This is a genomic window from Micromonospora sp. IBHARD004 (assembly GCF_052814115.1).
Genome location: NZ_CP199934.1, coordinates 770,274 through 787,983 on the forward strand (window position 1 = coordinate 770,274; position 17,710 = coordinate 787,983).

Consider the following 17,710-nt stretch of genomic DNA (forward strand, 5'->3'; position numbering starts at 1 on the left):
TCCCGTCCGTAACGTGGGACGCCGGCGGCGCAGCGCAGGCCGGCTCAAGGGCTGCCACCGCTGGGAACGCGGTGTGCAATGGGAAGGAGACGTCTTGCGCTCTGTGCGTGGGATGCGGATCGCCTCCGCTTTCGTGGCGGGTGGGCTCGTGCTGGGCGCCGCCGCGTGTGGTGAGGCCCCCAAGGACGACAAGGGCGCCGGCGACGGTGCCAAGAAGTACAGCGCCTGCATGGTGACGGACGTCGGCGGCATCGACGACAAGTCGTTCAACACCTCGGCCTGGAAGGGCCTGCAGGAGGCCAAGAAGGCCAACGACAACATCGACATCAAGAACGTCCAGTCGAAGGCCGAGGCGGACTACGAGGTCAACCTGACCGGGTTCGTCAACCAGAAGTGCGACTTCATCCTGGCGGTCGGCGGCCTGATGTCCGACGCCACCAAGAAGGCCGCCACCGCGAACCCGAACCAGCAGTTCGGCATCGTGGACGCCAACCCGGGCGTGGACAACATCTACCCGATGCAGTTCGACACCGCGCAGGCCGCGTTCCAGGCCGGCTACCTGGCCGCCGGGATGAGCAAGAGCGGCAAGGTCGGCACCTACGGCGGTCTGCCGATCCCGCCGGTGACCATCTTCATGGACGGCTTCGCCGACGGCGTCGCGTACTACAACAAGGCCAAGGGCAAGAACGTCCAGGTCCTGGGCTGGGACAAGGCGACCCAGAAGGGCTCCTTCACCAACGACTTCGTCAAGCAGGACGAGGGCAAGAAGGTCTCCGACACCCTGGTCGCCCAGGGCGCGGACATCATCATGCCGGTCGCCGGCGGCGCCGGCCTCGGCACCACCGACGCCGCCCAGAAGTCCGGCGGCAAGTACTCGGTGGTCTGGGTGGACGTCGACGGCTGCGAGAGCACCCCGAACTGCCCGGCGCTGGTGACCACCGTGGTCAAGAACATCCCGGACGCCGTCAAGGAGGCCGTGCTCAAGGCCGCCGGTGGAGAGAAGCTGCAGGCCAAGCCGGGCTTCGTCGGCACCCTGGCGAACAACGGCGTGTCGATCGCCCCGTACCACGACTTCGACAGCAAGGTCCCCGCGGACCTGAAGGCCGAGGTCGACAAGATCAAGGCGGACATCGCCGCCGGCACCATCACGGTCACCTCGAAGGCCCAGCCGACCAAGTGACCCGTCCGCCGGCCGCCGCGGTGAGATCATCGGCAGCGGAGGCCGGCGGGCACCAGGCTTGACGATCCGGCCGCCTCGGCGTACGCGGGGACACCCGCGCCGCCGGGGCGGCCGATCCGCACCACCCGGGACCGGGCCGGCTCGGCGCCCGGCGGCAGCGGCTACGCTGCACCATCGCTCGCACTCCAGGAGGTTGCGCTGAGACTCGAACTGCGCGGCATCACCAAACGGTTCGGTGATCTGGTCGCCAACGACCACATCGACCTGACGGTGGAGCCTGGAGAGATCCACGCCCTGCTCGGCGAGAACGGCGCCGGCAAGTCGACCCTGATGAACGTCCTCTACGGGCTCTACCAGCCCGACGAGGGCGAGATCCTGGTCGACGGGAAGCCGCTGAAGCTGAAGGGCCCGTCGGACGCGATCGCGGCCGGGATCGGCATGGTGCACCAGCACTTCATGCTGGTGCCGGTCTTCACTGTGGCCGAGAACGTCATGCTCGGCGCCGAGCAGGTCAAGGGCGGCATCGCCGGCTTCCTGGACCGGCGGCGCGCCCGGCGCGAGGTCGCCGAGGTCTCCGAGCGGTACAACCTCCGGGTCGACCCGGACGCGGTGATCGAGGACCTCCCGGTCGGCATCCAGCAGCGAGTGGAGATCGTCAAGGCGCTCACCCGCGACGTCGACCTGCTGATCCTGGACGAGCCGACCGCGGTGCTCACCCCGCAGGAGACCGAGGAGCTGCTCACGGTCATGCGGTCGCTCAAGGCCGCCGGCAAGTCGATCGTCTTCATCACCCACAAGCTGGGCGAGGTGAAGGCGATCGCCGACCGGATCACCGTCATCCGGCGCGGGAAGACCGTCGGCACCGCCTCGCCGACCGCCAGCCGGGACGAACTGGCCGCGCTGATGGTCGGCCGCAGCGTCCGGCTGACCGTGGAGAAGCAGCCCGCCACCCCGGGCCGGCCGATCCTGGAGGTCTCCGGCCTGGTCGTCGACGACGACCGGCAGATCCGCGCGGTCGACGGCGTCGACCTGACTGTGCACGCCGGTGAGGTGCTCGGCATCGCGGGTGTTCAGGGCAACGGCCAGACCGAGCTGATCGAGGCGATCATGGGCCTGCGGCCGGTGCTCGCCGGCACGGTGACCCTCGACGGCCAGGCCGTGCACGGTTGGTCGACCAAGAAGGTGCTCCGCGCCGGGGTCGGCTATGTGCCGGAGGACCGCAGCGTCGACGGCCTGGTCAAGGAGTTCTCCGTGGCGGAGAACCTGGTGCTGGACATCTACGACCGTCCGCCCTTCGGCAAGGGTCTGTCGCTCAAGCCGGACGCCATCGAGAAGTCGGCGAAGGAGCGGATCGAGCAGTTCGACATCCGTACCCCCTCGGCCGACGCCACGGTGGGCACCCTCTCCGGCGGCAACCAGCAGAAGGTGATCGTGGCCCGGGAACTGTCCCGGCCGCTGAAGCTCTTCATCGCCGCCCAGCCGACCCGGGGCGTGGACGTCGGCTCGATCGAGTTCATCCACAGCCGGGTGATCCGGGAGCGGGACATCGGCACCGCGGTCATGGTGGTCTCCAGCGAGCTGGACGAGGTGATCGGCCTCGCCGACCGGATCGCGGTGGTGTACCGGGGCCGGATCATCGGCATCGTCGGCCCGGACACTCCGCGCGAGGAGATCGGCCTGCTGATGGCCGGCATCAGCCCGGAGACGGCCGGTGCCGCGGCGGCACCGGGCAGCACCAGCGGTACGGCCGGCGAGCCCGGCGGCACGGCGGCCCCGGCCCCCGAGGGCCCTGGTAACGAGGACGAGGCATGAGCAACCCGAACCCGGCGTCGGGCTCCCCGGACAAGGAGCCGGCGACCGAGTCCCAGGCGGCGCAGAACGCGGTCGGCAACACCGACCGCGCGGCGACGACCGCCACCGCCCCGAAGCGGCCCGAGGAGCAGCCCCGCCCCTCGCTGGGCCGGCTGTTCCTGGAGAACCTCTGGGCCGCCAACACGGTCACCGTCACGGTGCTCGCGGTGGTCCTGGCGATGCTCGTCGGCGCGGTGCTGATCATCGTCTCCGACCCGGAGGTGCTGGCCACCTACGGCTACATCACCGCCCGGCCGGCGGACGCGCTCAACTCCAGCTGGACGGTGGTCAGCGAGGCGTACGCGAACCTGTTCAAGGGCGCGATCTTCGACCCGCAGGCGTCCGGCTTCACCGCCGCGCTGAGCCCGATCTCGGAGACGCTCACCTACACCGCGCCGCTGGTCTTCACCGGCCTCTCGGTCGCGCTCGCCTTCCGCGGCGGCCTGTTCAACATCGGCGCCCAGGGTCAGGCGACCATCGGCGTCATCCTCGCCGCCCTCGCCGGTTTCGCGCTGCCGCTGCCGCCCGTGCTGCACCTGCTCGTCGCGCTGATCGCCGGCGCGGCCGGCGGCGCGCTCTGGGGCTTCATCCCGGGCATCCTCAAGGCGCGGACCGGCGCCCACGAGGTGATCAACACGATCATGCTCAACTACGTCGCGGTCTACTTCCTCTCCTGGATCATCGTCCAGAACGGGGTGCAGAACCCGAACCGTTCCGACGCGATCAGCAAGCCGGTCGAGTCCTCGGCGCAGCTGCCCCGGCTGCTCGGCGACAACCTGCGGGTGCACGCCGGGATCCTGCTCGCGGTGCTGGTCACCTGGTTCGTCGCCTGGCTGCTCAACCGCTCCACGCTCGGCTTCGAGCTGCGCGCGGTCGGCGATAACCCGGACGCCGCCCGGACCGCGGGCATCAGCGTCACCAAGACGTACGTGCTGGTCATGGTGATCTCGGGTCTGCTGGCCGGCCTTGGCGGGTCGAACATGGTGCTCGGTTCGACCGCGGACGCGCTGACCCCGCTGGTGATCGCGCAGATCGGCTTCGACGGCATCCTGGTGGCGCTGCTCGGGCGGGTGAAGCCGTGGGGCGTGCTGCTCGCCGCACTGCTCTTCGGCGCGCTGCAGGCCGGCGGCAACCGGATGCAGTCGTACTCGGGGATCTCGCTGGAGCTGGTGACCGTGCTCCAGGCGCTGATCGTCATCTTCATCGCCGCACCGGCCCTGGTGAAGGCGATCTTCCAGCTCCGGGCCGCCCGCGCCGCCCGGTTGCAGACGAGCCTGGCGAAGGGCTGGTAAGGCATGTCCACCACGGCTGTCCCCGACGTCGCCGTCGCCACGGTCGACGAGGGCTTCTGGACGCGCACCCGCAAGACGGGTGCCGTCCTGTTGGCGCTGGGCGTGCTCGCGGCGGTGCTCTTCGGAGCGCTCGCCACCGGCCAGCAGGCCCGCTTCACGCTCAGCGAGACCGAGGGCGGGGCGGCGCTGGCGGTCAACGGCACGACCGGCGCGATCTTCTTCGGGATCATCGCCGCCGCGGCCGGCGGCGCGTTGCTGGCGGGGGTGCCGAAGCGCTGGTTCACCACGCTGCTTGGCGTCGGGCTGGTCGCCTTCGTGCTGAGCTTCCTGTGCTGGCAGGTCTCCGCCGCCCCCGAGGGCCGCAACTTCATGCCGCTGGTCAACATCGTGCGGGGCACGTTCATCCTCGCCCTGCCGCTGATCTTCGGCGCGCTCGCCGGTGTCCTCTGCGAGCGCACCGGCGTGGTCAACGTGGCGATCGAGGGCCAACTGCTGATGGGCGCCTTCGCCGGCGCCCTCTTCGGCAGCATCTCCGGCAACGTCTGGGTGGGGCTGGTGGCCGCCGCGATCGGCGGCGCGTTCATCTCGCTGCTGCTGGCGGTCTTCGCCATCCGCTACCTGGTCGACCAGGTCGTCATGGGCATCGTGCTCAACCTGCTGGCGGTCGGCATCACCGGCTTCCTCTACGAGCGGCTGATGCAGACCAACGCGGAGAAGTACAACAGCGCGCCCCGGTTCAGCAACTGGGAGATCCCGCTGCTCAAGGACATCCCGCTGATCGGGCCGGCGCTGTTCCGCGGCAACATCTTCCTCTACCTCGGCCTGCTGCTGGTGCTGGTCATCCACATCGCGCTGTTCCGCACCCGGTGGGGCCTGCGGACCCGCTCGGTGGGCGAGCACCCCACCGCCGCCGACACCCTCGGCGTCAAGGTGCTGGGGTTGCGCTACCGCAACGTCATCCTCGCCGGAATGGTGGCCGGCATCGGCGGCGCCTCGTACACGCTGGCTTTCTACTCGTTCACCAAGAACATGATCGGCGGTAAGGGCTTCATCGCCCTGGCCGCGCTGATCTTCGGCCGGTGGAGCCCGACGGGCGCGCTGCTCGCGGCGCTCTTCTTCGGCTTCGCCGACCAGCTCGCCACCTACCTCGGCGCGATCGGCAGCAGCATCCCCAGCCAGTTCCTGGCGATGCTGCCGTACCTGGCGACGATCCTGGCGGTGGCCGGGCTGGTCGGCCGGGTCCGGGCGCCGGCCGCGGACGGCAAGCCGTACATCAAGGGCTGAGCCCTGAGCTGATCCGTGCCCGGCGGGGGATTTCCCCGCCGGGCCCGCTCGTTCCGGGTGTCGACCGGCACAGGGGTACCCCTTCCCGCGTTCGACCAGGGTGACTTGGGCAGAATGGTGGGATGACCGAGATCGACTGGGAGCGGCTGCGCGCCGCGGCCACCGAGGCGATGCGGCACGCGTACGCGCCGTACTCGAAGTTCCCCGTCGGGGCGGCCGCCCTGGTCGACGACGGCCGGGTGGTGGTCGGCTGCAACGTGGAGAACGCCGCGTACGGCGTCACGCTCTGCGCCGAGTGCGGGGTGGTCTCCTCGCTGCACGCCACCGGCGGCGGCCGGCTGGTCGCGATGTCCTGCGTCGACGCCACCGGCGAGCCGCTGATGCCCTGTGGCCGGTGCCGGCAGCTGCTCTGGGAGCACGGTGGCCCGGAGTGTCTGGTCGAGACGAAGGGCCGGCCGCTGCGGATGGCCGAGCTGCTGCCGCACGCCTTCGGCGTGGAGGACCTGGAGGCCGTCGTCAGCGAGACCCCGGTGCCGGTGGTGCCGGAGCGGCTGGCCGCCTGGCGGGGGCGGGGCACGGTCTTCGTCCACCCGGACCTCTCCGCCGGGCAGCAGGTCTGGACGGCGTACTGGGAGCGGTCCGCCGGGGACACCGAGGGCGCCGAGACCGGCGTGCTGGAGGAGGGCCCGACCTGGAACGACCCGGCGGAGGCGGTCACCTGGGGGCTGGCCCGTACGCCCCGGGTGGTGGTGGTCGACGCGGCCGGCGCCATCTTCTGGGCCGGTGAGGGCGAGCCGCCGATGGAGATTCCGATCCGCTGGGCTGGTTGAGCTCCGCCGGGCGCGGGGCCCTGGTCGACGTCCGCAACGACTGAAGAGGAACTTTCTGGTGAGTGCTTTTACGGCGGTCGACGTCATCCGGGCCAAGCGGGACGGGGGTGTGCTGAGCGACGGCCAGATCGACTGGGTGGTCGACGCGTACACCAAGGGGCTGGTGGCCGACGAGCAGATGTCGGCGCTGGCCATGGCGATCCTGCTGCGCGGCATGACCGCGCCGGAGATCGCCCGGTGGACCGCCGCGATGATCGCCAGCGGGGAGCGGTTGGACCTGTCGTCGGTGTCCCGGCCGACCGTGGACAAGCACTCCACCGGCGGGGTCGGTGACAAGATCACTTTGCCGCTCACCCCGCTCGTCGCCGCCTGTGGCGGCGCGGTGCCGCAGCTCTCCGGGCGCGGGCTGGGCCACACCGGCGGCACCCTGGACAAGCTGGAGTCGATCCCCGGCTGGCGGGCCGCGCTGACCAACGACGAGTTCATCGCCCAGCTCCGCGACGTCGGCGCGGTGATCTGCGCGGCCGGCGAGGGGCTGGCCCCGGCGGACCGCAAGCTGTACGCGCTGCGCGACGTCACCGGCACCGTCGAGGCGATCCCGCTGATCGCCAGCTCGATCATGAGCAAGAAGATCGCCGAGGGCACCGGCGCGCTGGTGCTCGACGTGAAGGTCGGCTCGGGCGCCTTCATGAAGTCCGTGGACAACGCCCGCGAGCTGGCCCGGACCATGGTCGAGCTGGGCGGCGCGCACGGCGTGCGGACGGTCGCCCTGCTCACCGACATGTCCACCCCGCTCGGCCTGACCGTCGGCAACGCGGTCGAGGTCACCGAGTCGGTCGAGGTGCTGGCCGGCGGCGGCCCGGCGGACGTGGTGGAGCTGACCCTGGCGCTGGCCCGGGAGATGCTGGCCGCGGCCGGCCTGCCGGACGCCGACCCGGAGGCGGCGCTGCGCGACGGCCGGGCGATGGACGTCTGGCGGACGATGATCCGGGCGCAGGGCGGCGACCCGGACGCGCCGATGCCCACCGCCAACGAGGTCGAGGTGGTCCGCGCCGCCGAGGACGGCTTCGTCGCCTCCGTCGACGCGTACGCCATCGGGGTGGCCGCGTGGCGGCTCGGCGCCGGGCGGGCCCGCAAGGAGGACCCGGTGAGCATCCCGGCCGGGGTGGTGCTGCACAAGCGCCCCGGTGACCCGGTACGTGCCGGCGATCCCCTGTACGAGCTGCGTGCCGAGCACGCGGAGCGGATCCCGGCGGCGCTCGCCGAGGCGGAGCGCGCGGTCCGGATCGCGCCGGAAGCGCCGGCGGCGACGCCGCTGGTCATCGAGCGCATCGGCTGATCAATTCCGGTCGGTGGTGCCGTGGTGCTGGCCACCCGGAGCCGCTATTCTCCCTGCCCAGGGGGGACAGACCGGCGATGAGCCGTTGCGAGCAGACAGGGACCTGAGCCGTGCGCGTACCCGCCCCCGATCCCCGGGCCGTCCGTGAGGCGAGCCTCGACGAGCTGTCCCGGCTGGGCCTGCCACTACCGCCGTCCCAGTTCCCGCTGGTGTGGGAGCCGGGCGACGAGATCGAGCTGCGACCCACCGTCGAGATCGAGGCCCGGATCGCGGTGCTGCACGTGATCCTGGCCCGGTGCTTCGGGATGCCCCCGCAGGCGGCGATGAGCTGGCTGCTCGCCTCGCACCTGGTCGACATGGTGACGCCGCCGGAGTGGCAGTTCGTGATGGGCGGCAAGGGCGACCACCGGTCGTTCGTGCTGCACCACGACGCGCTCTTCTCGCTGGCCTGGGTGCTTGGGCTGACCAAGGAGCTCGACCCGACGGTGCCGGTGGACGAGCGGCTGGTGGAGCGGATGCCGCACGTCGCCGGCGGGGAGACCTTCGCCCAGTGGCGGTCGCGGATCCTGGCCGCCCCGCAGCACCCCGCCGACGCGGCGGCCCTGCTCGACCTGCACTACTGCCTGGACTGGGCGTACCTGGCGACGGAGCGGGCCGGCCGGAGGCCGCCCGGGCTGGTGGACGCCAACGCGGTCGGGCAGCGCCGGTGGGCGCTGGAGTGGGCGGTGGTCCTCCGCGGCCCGTACCACGACGAGCCGCCCGGCTGGGAAGAGGTCGACCTCTCCACCTGACCCGGTCAGCGCGGCCGGTGCACGGCCAGCCGGACGGCGAGCGTCACCGGGACCGGCTCGGGCAGGGCGGCGATCCGCTCGGCGAGCCGGGTCGGGTCGGTGTGCCAGGCGCTCGGGCCCATCCCGACCAGGGTGGCCACCTCGGTGCGGGTGAGCGCGAGCCGGGCCCGACGTACCTCGCTCGACTCCTCGGTGAAGTGCCCGGCCAGGCTGCCGGCGACCCGGTCCGCCTTGGCCGGGTCCACCTTGAGCAGGTCCAGGGCGTCGACCAGCTCGACCAGGTGGTCCTCGGCCGGGGTGACCACCAGCAGCGCGCCGGCCGGGTCGAGCACCCGGTGGAACTCGGCGCCGTTGCGCGGGGCGAAGACGTTGAGCAGCACGGCGGTGGAGGCGTCGGCCAGCGGGAGGCGCTGCCAGGTGTCGGCGAGCGCCGCCGCCGCGCGTGGGTGGGCCCGGGCCGCGCGGCGCAGCGCCGGCTTGGAGACGTCCAGGGCCAGACCGGCGGCGTCCGGCAGCGCCGCCAGCACCGCGGCGAGGTACCGGCCGGTCCCGGCGCCGGCATCCACCACCAGCGGGTACGGCTGGCCGGGGCGCTCGGCGTACGGGAGCGCGGTGGTGGCGAGGGCCTCGGCGACGGTGTCGTAGTGGCCGGCGGCGAGGAAGTCGGCACGGGCGGCGACCATCTCGGCGCTGTCCCCGGCGTGCGGGGCGCGGCCGGCGAGCAGGTTGACGTATCCCTGGCGGGCGACGTCGAAGCTGTGCCGGCGCGGGCAGCGCAGCGCGCGGGCGGTGCCCGCGGTGACCTCGGCCAGCGGATCCCCGCAGACCGGGCAGCGCAGCCGGTCGAGGATGCGGGCGTCCACGTCAGAGCTCCGGGCCGGCGGGCGTCGGAGCGGCCCGGCGGGGCCGGTCGTCATCGGGCCGGGCCGGCGCGGTGAGGTGGTCGACCACCCGGTGGGTCAGCGCGCCGAGCGCCTCGACCTCGTCGGGGGTGAGCAGGTCGATCAGGTGCCGGCGGACGGCGGCCACGTGCCCGGGTGCGGCCGCCTCGATGGCCCGCCGGCCGGCGGGGGTCAGCGCGACCACCGAGCCGCGGCCGTCGGACGCGCACTCCTCGCGGGTGACCAGGCCGCGCTGCTGCATCCGGGTCAGGTGGTGGGAGAGCCGGCTGCGGGACCAGAGCATCCGGTCTGCCAGCTCGCTGAGGCGCAGCCGCTGGTCGGGCGTCTCGGAGAGGTCGGAGAGGACGTCGTAGTCCGGCTCGGAGAGGCCGGCGTCCTGCGTCAGCTCGCGGGCCAGCTCCAGGTCGAGCAGGCGGCGCATCCGGCGGTAGCCGCGCCAGGCCCGCTCCTCCCGCTCGTCCAGCCACCGGGGGGCGTCCATGCCGACGATCCTAAAGCACTTGTTGACATGTCACCGAAACCACCCTACGGTCGATGATATGTCAACCGGATTGCCCGTACGGCTGGGTCGGCTCCTGCTCGGGCTGCGGCCCGACCCCGGGCGCGACGAGGCCGCCGACCTGATGCTCGACCAGCTGGCCCGGCTGGCCGCCGCGCTCGCGCCGCTGCGGGTCGCGGCGTGAGCGACCGGCTGTGGGAGCTCTTCGGCGAGCGGGGGCGCGGGGTGGTGGTCACCCTGCGCCGGGACGGCCGGCCGCAGCTGTCGAACGTCGACTATCTCGCCGAGCCCGGGCTGATCCGCTGCTCCACCACCGGCGACCGGGCCAAGGTCCGCAACCTGCGCCGCGACCCCCGGGCCAGCTTCCACGTGACCACCGCCGACGGCGGGGCGTACGCGGTGGCCGAGGGGACCGTGACGCTCACCCCACCGGCCGCGGCGGCCGACGACGCCACCGTCGAGGAGCTGGTGGAGGTCTACCGGCGGATCCGCGGCGAGCACCCCGACTGGGCGGAGTACCGGGCGGCGATGGTGGCCGACGGTCGCCTGGTGGTGCGCCTCGCGGTCGAGCGGATGTACGGCTGGCGCCCCTGACCCGCCCGGCCCGGTCCCGTCCCGTCCCGGGGTCGCCGGTGACTAATGTCTGGGCATGGTCGCAATCCGGTACGAGGACATCGTCAAGGCCCCGAAGGCGCTGCTGCACGATCACCTGGACGGCGGTCTGCGGCCGGCGACGATCGTCGAGCTGGCCGCCGAGGTCGGCCACGAGCTGCCCACCACCGACCCGGAGGCGCTGGGCCGCTGGTTCGTCGAGGCGGCCAACTCGGGCTCGCTGGAGCGCTACCTGGAGACGTTCGCGCACACCGTGGCGGTGATGCAGACCGCGCCCGCGCTGCGCCGGGTCGCCCGGGAGTGCGCGCTCGACCTGGCCGCCGACGGGGTGGTCTACGCCGAGGTCCGGTTCGCGCCGGAGCAGCACCTGGAACAGAACCTGAGCCTGGACGAGGTGGTCGAGGCGGTCGTCGCCGGCTTCGTGGAGGGGAGCGCGCAGGCCGCCGAGGCGGGCACCCCGATCCGGGTCGGCACCCTGCTCACCGCGATGCGGCACGCCGCCCGCTCGCAGGAAATCGCCGAGCTGGCCGTCCGGCACCGGGACGCCGGGGTGGTCGGCTTCGACATCGCCGGCGCGGAGGCGGGTTTCCCGCCCACCCGGCACCTGGACGCCTTCGAGTACCTCCAGCGGGAGAACTTCCACTTCACCATCCACGCCGGCGAGGCGTTCGGGCTGCCGTCGATCTGGCAGGCGATCCAGTGGTGCGGCGCCGACCGGCTCGGCCACGGGGTACGGATCGTCGACGACATCACCCCGGGTCCGGAGCCGGTGCTCGGCCGGCTGGCCGCGTACGTGCGGGACAAGCGGATCCCGCTGGAGCTGTGCCCGTCGTCGAACGTGCAGACCGGCGCGGCCCCGTCGATCGTGGAGCACCCGATCGGGCTGCTCCGCGACCTGCGCTTCCGGGCGACGGTCAACACCGACAACCGGCTGATGAGCGGCACCTCGATGTCGCGGGAGATGGCGCTGCTGGTGGAGGCCTTCGGCTACGGCTGGAAGGAGCTCCAGTGGTTCACCATCAACGCGATGAAGAGCGCCTTCATCCCGTTCGACGAGCGACTGAAGATCATCGACGAGGTGATCAAGCCGGCGTACGGGAAGCTGATCGGCTGATCACGGGTGGTGCGGGTGGCCGGCGAGCAGGGCGGCCACCCGGCGCAGCACCTCCCGGGCCCGGGCCGCCTCGGCGCCCAACCCGGTCTGTCGGCGCAGCACCGCCGGCTCGGCGCGGAGCAGGGCCACCCCGCGGCTCAGCAGGACCCGGGGCGCCTTGCGCTGCTCGGCGAGGTCGCGGGCGAGCCGGCGGAGGAAGGTCGCCCCGCGCGGCCGGCGCAGCGCGTACGCCCCGGCGAGGAGACCGCGGCGGCGGCACTCCTCGACGATCTCGGCGGCGAAGATCCCTTCGGCGACGAAAAGTGGCGATCCGGCGACATCGAATGGCCGGGTGGCCACCCGCCGGTCCGCGCCGATCGCATAAACCGGCACTTCGGCCTTGCCGGACCGGGCCAGTCGGGTAATTGTTTCCACCGCCGTCTCGGCGTCCCAGGATGCGGGGGATTCCCAGTCCACCTGTCCGTTTCGACGCGGCAACGTAGGGTCATCGCCGTCCTTGTAGAAGTCGTCTAGGCAAAGGACGGGAAGCCCGGTTCGGTGCGCTATATACGATTTTCCGGAGCCGGAAGGGCCGGCGAGCAGGACGACACGGTGACGATGTTCCATTACTTTGAGTGACTCCGGGCAGACGGATTGCTATCAAATTGCATCAACATCTCATCACACCTCCGGCGAGTGACAACCTGGGCTTTCTCTTTGCGGGGCGGCGTGATGGAATCTCGGAGGTCCGACCCGCCGGGTCGGTCGCTCGGCGTTGCCCATGGCAACGCTCGGACGCTGTGATGCGAGGGCGGTGACGTGAGCAAACGGCCAAAGACGGCGGGCTCCTTCCTGTCGCGTCTGCGCCGGCCGGCCAGCCGGCTCCGCGACATGCCGATCTGGTCCAAGCTCGGTCTGATCATGATCGTGCCGACCATCGCCACGGTCGTGGTCGGCACCAGCGGTCTGGTCGACCACCTGCAGACGCTCAACAATGCCAACCGGGCCGGCGACCTCGCCAACCTGGTCCGCTACTCGAGTGACCTGGTCGACAACCTGCAGGACGAGCGGACCGCCGCGGTGCTCTTCCTCGGCTCGAACCAGGTGCAGACCAAGGCCCAGTACCAGGAGGCCTACAACCGCGCCAACTCCCGGGTCGACCAGGCCAAGGCGCCGTACCTGCAGCAGCGGCTGGCGATCGACGGCCTGCCGGCGAACTTCAACAAGCTGCTCGGCGCCATCGACGCCGACCTGACCGGCCTGCCCGGCACCCGCAGCCAGGTCTTCAACGGCAAGCTCAAGCTCACCGAAGGGTTGCGCTCGTACTCGGGCCTGATCGCCGAGCTGCTCTCGATTCGGGACTCGGCCACCCAGCTCGCCGGTGACAACGACCTGAGCGACCGGATGCGGGCCGCCACCGCGGTCGCCCGGCAGAAGGAGTACCTGTCGCAGCGCCGTGTCGTGGTGCACCAGGTCCTGCTGGACGAGCAGAAGAAGTACACCCCGAACCTGCGTGAGCAGTTCATCGCCACCACCGTAGGCGACTCGCAGGCGCTGGAGAGCTTCAAGGCGGTCGCCAACCCGGCCGACTCCGAGTTCTACGCCCAGACGGTCTCCGGCTCGGATCTGCGCGAGTCGATTACCTACCAGCGGTTCATCAGCAGCAACACCACCGACAGCTTGGCCGGCGCCCAGTTCGGGCCGGACCAGTGGGACGCGGCCATGGTGGCCAACGCCAAGTTGATCCGTACGGTCGAAAAGAGGCTCGACGGCAACGTCGTCCGGCAGGCCGACAACCTCCGCTCGGACGTGCAGCGCCAGGTCTTCCTGGAGACCGGCCTGCTGCTGAGCACGCTGCTGCTGGCGATCCTCTTCGCGTACCTGGTCGCCCGCTCGATGGCCCGGTCGCTGCGCGACCTGCGGCAGGGCGCCCTCTCCGTGGCCCAGTACGGCCTGCCGCAGGCGGTGGCCCGGCTGCGTGACCCGCAGGTCACCGGGCAGCTCTCCCCGGTCCAGCTGGCCAACCAGATCGCCGAGCCGCTGCCCGTCCGGAGCAAGGACGAGTTCGGCCAGGTGACCGAGGCGTTCAACGCCGTCCACCTGGAGGCCGTCCGGACCGCCGCCGAGCAGGCCGCGCTGCGCGCCTCCGTCGCGACGATGTTCGTCAACCTGGCCCGCCGGTCGCAGATCCTGGTCGACCGGCTGATCGGTCACCTGGACCGGCTGGAGCGCGGCGAGGAGGACCCGGACCGGCTCGCCGAGCTGTTCCAGCTCGACCACCTCGCCACCCGGATGCGCCGCAACGACGAGAACCTGCTGGTCCTCGCCGGCGCCGACTCGACCCGCGTGCAGCGCGAGCCGGCCGCCCTGATCGACGTGCTCCGTGCCGCGCAGTCCGAGGTCGAGCACTACACCCGGATCGAGTTCGGCGTGATCGACCGGGACATTGAGGTCGCCGCGCACGCGGTCAACGACCTGGTGCACCTGGTCGCCGAGCTGTTCGACAACGCCACCGCCTTCTCCCCGCCGGACTCGCAGGTCATGGTGGAGGCCCGGCGGGTGGGCGACCGCGCCTCCCTGTACGTGGAGGACCGGGGCATCGGCATCAGCGCCGACCAGTTGCGTGACCTCAACGAGCGGCTCGCCACGCCGCCGCAGGTGGACGTGGCCGTCTCCCGGATGATGGGTCTGGTCGTGGTCGCCCGGCTGGCCTCCCGGCACGGCGTCAGGGCCGAGCTGCGGCCCGGCGCCGACCGGGGCACCGTCGCCGACGTCACGCTGCCCACCTCCGTGCTGGTGCCACGCGCCCTCTCCGGGCGGGGCCAGCAGCCCCCGGCGCTCCCCGCGGCGAGCGGGCCGGCGCCGGGCTTCGGTGGCCCCCAGGCGGTCGGCCCGGCGCCCGCCTTCGGCGCCCTGGCGGCCCTGGGCAACAGCCCGGCCACCCCGCCGGCCCCGCGTCTGGGCGAGACGGGCAACCAGGTGACCCTCGGCGGTCGCCCGTTCGACCCGGCCTCGCGCAACGGCTCCGGCACCCCGGCCACGACCGGCGGGATGCGCTCGATGCCCGCCTGGTCGGACCTCACCGGTGCCAGCGGGACCAACGGCAGCGACTCGTTCACGCCGCGGAACTCCAACGGCCAGCCGATCGACCCGCTGCCGCAGCGCCGCAACGGCGGCGACGGTGACCCGTCCGGCACCGGCCAGCAGCCGGCGATCCCGCGGCAGCTGCCCAGCAGCCCCGAGGCGCATCCGTACAACCCGCCGCCGGTCTCCGCCCCGCCGCTGCCGCCGATCTCCGGCGTCCCGGTCTCCGGTCACCCGGTCTCCGGTCACCCGGTCTCCGCCCAGCCCGTGTCCAGCCAGCCGGTCTCGGGCCAGCCCGTGTCGGCCGCGCCGGCCCACGGCCAGCCGTACTCGGCGCCGCCTGCGGGTCAGCCGTACTCGGCGCCGCCTGCGGGTCAGCCGTACTCGGCGCCGCCCGCGGTCCAGCCGTACTCGGCGCCGCCCGCGGTCCAGCCGTACTCCGCGCCGTCGGCGGGTCAGGTGCCGCCGCAGGCTGCGCCGAGCGCCGCCGCGCCGCCGGTCTGGCCGCCGGTCGCCGCGCCCGACCGGGACGCGGCCACCCCGGCGGTGCCGGAGCGGCTCGCCGCCGCCCTGGACATGACCACTGAGCTGCCCCGGGTGCACCGCCCGGCGACCGCTCCGCCGGCCGCCATGCCGCCGGCCGCCAACCGGCCGCCGGTCGCGAACCGGCCGACGACGCCGCAGCAGGCCGCGAACCGCCAGCGGTACGCGGACGAGACGATGGAGCTGCCGATCTTCCGGGAGCTGGAGTCGGCGTGGTTCCGCACCGGCCGGCGGCCCGGGCCGGAGGAGGCGGGCGCCGCCCCGGCCGCCCCGGCCGCGCCGGCGAACGGCGCCGCGACCCAGCAGTTCGCCCGGGTCGACGCCACCGGTCGGGCCGTCCAGCAGACACCACCCGGGACGACAGGTAACGCACCGATGGCACACACTCCGACGGCCGGTGGAGCGCCGCGCGACACCGGGACGACCACGAACGGCGGCGTCCGCCCCGCTCCCGCCGAGGCGCTGCCGACCCGGCGGCCGCAGCCGCCAGCCGGTGGCTGGCAGACCGCGGCCGACGACGGCTGGCGGGCCGCCTCGGCGGCCACCGAGGTGCCGGTGGAGGAGACCACCCAGAAGGGACTGCCCAAGCGGACGCCGATGGCGCAGCTGGTCCCGGGTGGCGTGGAGAAGCCGTCGGCCTCGGTGCAGCGCCGGACGCCGGAGGGCGTACGGGGCCTGCTCTCGGCCTACCATCGGGGCGTGCAGCGGGGGCGTAACCACCCGACCGACAGCAACTCGACCGGCCCGGAGGCGACCCCGGGCGGGCAGCAGTCCTCGCAGTCTGGCTCTGGCCCGGTGGCCGGGAGCGGGCAGAAGGAGCAACAAGGATGACAACTACGCAGGATCTCGGATGGCTGCTGGCCAACTTCGCCGACCGGGTGCCGGGTGTCGCGCACGCGGTCGCCGTCTCCGCCGACGGCCTGCTCCTCGCGTCGTCTCGTGACCTTCCGCGGGACCGGGCGGACCAGCTGGCCGCGATCTCGTCCGGACTGGTCAGCCTGACCCAGGGCGCGGCCCGCTGCTTCGAGGGCGGGGCAGTCCTGCAGACCGTCGTGGAGATGGACAACGGCTTCCTGTTCCTGATGTCCATCTCGGACGGCTCGTCGTTCGCGGTCCTGGCCGCGCGCAGCTGTGACGTCGGGCAGGTCGGCTACGAGATGGCCCTGCTCGTCGACCGGGTGGGCGACGCGCTGACCCCGCAGCCGCGTACGGCTGTTGGAATGATGGGCTGACCGAGCTGACCGGCGGGTCGGCACGGCAGGAACGACACGAGAACAACGACGGGAACCACCGGGCGAGAGCCGGTGCCGGGTGCGAAGGAGGTGAGCGGCGACATGGTCGATCGTGACGAGCCGACCGGCGCGTTGGTCCGTCCATACGCCGTGACCCGCGGTCGTACCCGTCCCCGGCTCGACATCGCCCTGGAGGCGCTCGTTGAGACGACGGTGCGCGGCCGGGCCGCTGCCAGTGGTAATGGCGGCCAGGGTCGTGAGCACCAGTACATCGCCGCGCTGTGTGACGGACGCGTGCAGTCGCTCGCCGAGATCGCGGCGCGGTTGCAGCTTCCGCTCGGCGTGGCCCGGGTGCTCATCGCCGACATGGCGACGGACGGCCTGGTCGCGGTCCACGAGCCGACCATTTTGGACGACTCTGACGACGCGGTGGGCACTGAACTGCTGGAGAGGGTGCTGAGTGGACTTCGCAGGCTCTGACATGTCGCACCGGCCGCCGACCCCGAGCGGGCGCGTGACGTCGGCGAAGATCGTTATCGCCGGTGGATTCGGCGTCGGTAAGACGACGCTGGTCGGCTCGGTCTCGGAGATCACGCCGCTGACCACCGAGGCGATCATGACTTCCGCCGGCGTGGGCGTCGACGACACCCGGCAGGTGCCGGGCAAGACGACGACCACGGTGGCGATGGACTTCGGTCGTATCTCGATCGACCGGGATCTGATCCTGTACCTGTTCGGTACGCCGGGTCAGACGCGGTTCTGGTTCATGTGGGACGAGCTGGTCCGCGGCGCCATCGGCGCCGTGGTGCTGGTGGACACCCGCAGGCTGGCCGACTGCTTCGCCGCGATCGACTTCTTCGAGCACCGGCGGCTGCCGTACCTGGTGGCCATCAACTGCTTCGACGGCATGCAGTACCACGACCCGCAGGACGTCCGGGACGCGCTGGCCATCTCCAGCGACGTGCCCGTGGTGGCCTGCGACGCCCGTAACCGGGAGTCGACCAAGCACGTGCTGATCTCGCTGGTCGAGTACGTGCTCACCATGCGGCGCTCCCGGGCGGTCGCGCCCGCCTGACCGGCGTCAGGTCGCGCCCGGTGACAGCCTCGGCCGTCACCGGGCGCTTCTCGCTGTCCTGGTTCGGTAGTCCACCGGGCAGCCGGCCACCCGCCGGCGGCCG

General features: G+C 72.3%; 17 protein-coding genes. 14 read left to right on the forward strand and 3 right to left on the reverse strand.

What is annotated here, in order from left to right; translation table 11 throughout:
- The first annotated feature begins 112 nt into the window (after positions 1-112).
- From ACTWO6_RS03865 to ACTWO6_RS03895, 7 genes are all read left to right on the forward strand, one after another.
- Positions 113-1,180: a BMP family lipoprotein gene (locus ACTWO6_RS03865; protein ID WP_446220554.1), complete on the forward strand. Its 1,068-nt coding sequence runs from the start codon at positions 113-115 to the stop codon at positions 1,178-1,180.
- Between the two features lie 270 nt (positions 1,181-1,450).
- Positions 1,451-2,992 (forward strand): ABC transporter ATP-binding protein, encoded by a 1,542-nt coding sequence (locus ACTWO6_RS03870; RefSeq protein ID WP_446218253.1) that lies wholly within the window; start codon positions 1,451-1,453, stop codon positions 2,990-2,992.
- Positions 2,989-4,323 (forward strand): ABC transporter permease, encoded by a 1,335-nt coding sequence (locus ACTWO6_RS03875; protein WP_446218254.1) that lies wholly within the window; start codon positions 2,989-2,991, stop codon positions 4,321-4,323. Before ACTWO6_RS03870 ends, ACTWO6_RS03875 begins: the two co-directional genes overlap by 4 nt.
- A gap of 3 nt (positions 4,324-4,326) precedes the next feature.
- Entirely contained in the window at positions 4,327-5,607 is a 1,281-nt protein-coding gene (locus ACTWO6_RS03880) for an ABC transporter permease (protein ID WP_446218255.1), read from the forward strand.
- Between the two features lie 122 nt (positions 5,608-5,729).
- The gene (locus ACTWO6_RS03885; protein WP_446218256.1) at positions 5,730-6,437 is read left to right on the forward strand and encodes a cytidine deaminase; all 708 of its coding nucleotides are present in this window, start codon (positions 5,730-5,732) and stop codon (positions 6,435-6,437) included.
- A 58-nt stretch (positions 6,438-6,495) separates the two neighbouring features.
- Positions 6,496-7,776 (forward strand): thymidine phosphorylase, encoded by a 1,281-nt coding sequence (locus ACTWO6_RS03890; RefSeq protein WP_446218257.1) that lies wholly within the window; start codon positions 6,496-6,498, stop codon positions 7,774-7,776.
- Positions 7,777-7,886: 110 nt separating this feature from the next.
- The gene (locus ACTWO6_RS03895; protein WP_446218258.1) at positions 7,887-8,567 is read left to right on the forward strand and encodes a DUF4272 domain-containing protein; all 681 of its coding nucleotides are present in this window, start codon (positions 7,887-7,889) and stop codon (positions 8,565-8,567) included.
- A gap of 5 nt (positions 8,568-8,572) precedes the next feature.
- Here ACTWO6_RS03895 and ACTWO6_RS03900 read toward each other — a convergent pair whose 3' ends face one another.
- Positions 8,573-9,430, reverse strand: coding sequence for a putative RNA methyltransferase (locus ACTWO6_RS03900; protein WP_446218259.1), 858 nt, complete (start codon positions 9,428-9,430; stop codon positions 8,573-8,575).
- Position 9,431: 1 nt separating this feature from the next.
- Positions 9,432-9,950: a MarR family winged helix-turn-helix transcriptional regulator gene (locus ACTWO6_RS03905; RefSeq protein ID WP_446218260.1), complete on the reverse strand. Its 519-nt coding sequence runs from the start codon at positions 9,948-9,950 to the stop codon at positions 9,432-9,434.
- A gap of 58 nt (positions 9,951-10,008) precedes the next feature.
- Between ACTWO6_RS03905 and ACTWO6_RS03910 the strand changes: the two genes are divergently transcribed.
- From ACTWO6_RS03910 to ACTWO6_RS03920, 3 genes are read left to right on the forward strand one after another with little or no spacing between them, the layout of a single operon-like run.
- Positions 10,009-10,152: a hypothetical protein gene (locus ACTWO6_RS03910; protein WP_446218261.1), complete on the forward strand. Its 144-nt coding sequence runs from the start codon at positions 10,009-10,011 to the stop codon at positions 10,150-10,152.
- Positions 10,149-10,562: a PPOX class F420-dependent oxidoreductase gene (locus ACTWO6_RS03915; protein ID WP_446218262.1), complete on the forward strand. Its 414-nt coding sequence runs from the start codon at positions 10,149-10,151 to the stop codon at positions 10,560-10,562. The genes ACTWO6_RS03910 and ACTWO6_RS03915 overlap by 4 nt, the downstream gene beginning before the upstream one ends.
- Positions 10,563-10,617: 55 nt before the next feature.
- Positions 10,618-11,694 (forward strand): adenosine deaminase, encoded by a 1,077-nt coding sequence (locus tag ACTWO6_RS03920; protein ID WP_446218263.1) that lies wholly within the window; start codon positions 10,618-10,620, stop codon positions 11,692-11,694.
- Here ACTWO6_RS03920 and ACTWO6_RS03925 read toward each other — a convergent pair whose 3' ends face one another.
- On the reverse strand, positions 11,695-12,150 hold the full coding sequence (locus ACTWO6_RS03925) for an ATP-binding protein (protein ID WP_446218264.1): 456 nt from the start codon (positions 12,148-12,150) through the stop codon (positions 11,695-11,697). It lies immediately after the preceding gene.
- Between the two features lie 342 nt (positions 12,151-12,492).
- Here ACTWO6_RS03925 and ACTWO6_RS03930 point away from each other — a divergent pair, with 342 nt between their 5' ends.
- The 4 genes from ACTWO6_RS03930 (at position 12,493) to ACTWO6_RS03945 (ending at position 17,607) form a co-directional block, all read left to right on the forward strand.
- The gene (locus tag ACTWO6_RS03930) at positions 12,493-16,131 is read left to right on the forward strand and encodes a nitrate- and nitrite sensing domain-containing protein (protein ID WP_446218265.1); all 3,639 of its coding nucleotides are present in this window, start codon (positions 12,493-12,495) and stop codon (positions 16,129-16,131) included.
- On the forward strand, positions 16,128-16,532 hold the full coding sequence (locus ACTWO6_RS03935) for a roadblock/LC7 domain-containing protein (RefSeq protein ID WP_089011242.1): 405 nt from the start codon (positions 16,128-16,130) through the stop codon (positions 16,530-16,532). The genes ACTWO6_RS03930 and ACTWO6_RS03935 overlap by 4 nt, the downstream gene beginning before the upstream one ends.
- Before the next feature lie 102 nt (positions 16,533-16,634).
- Positions 16,635-17,012, forward strand: a complete 378-nt coding sequence (locus tag ACTWO6_RS03940) for a DUF742 domain-containing protein (RefSeq protein WP_130331534.1) — start codon at positions 16,635-16,637, stop codon at positions 17,010-17,012.
- Position 17,013: 1 nt separating this feature from the next.
- Entirely contained in the window at positions 17,014-17,607 is a 594-nt protein-coding gene (locus ACTWO6_RS03945) for a GTP-binding protein (RefSeq protein WP_089011241.1), read from the forward strand.
- Positions 17,608-17,710 lie beyond the last annotated feature (103 nt).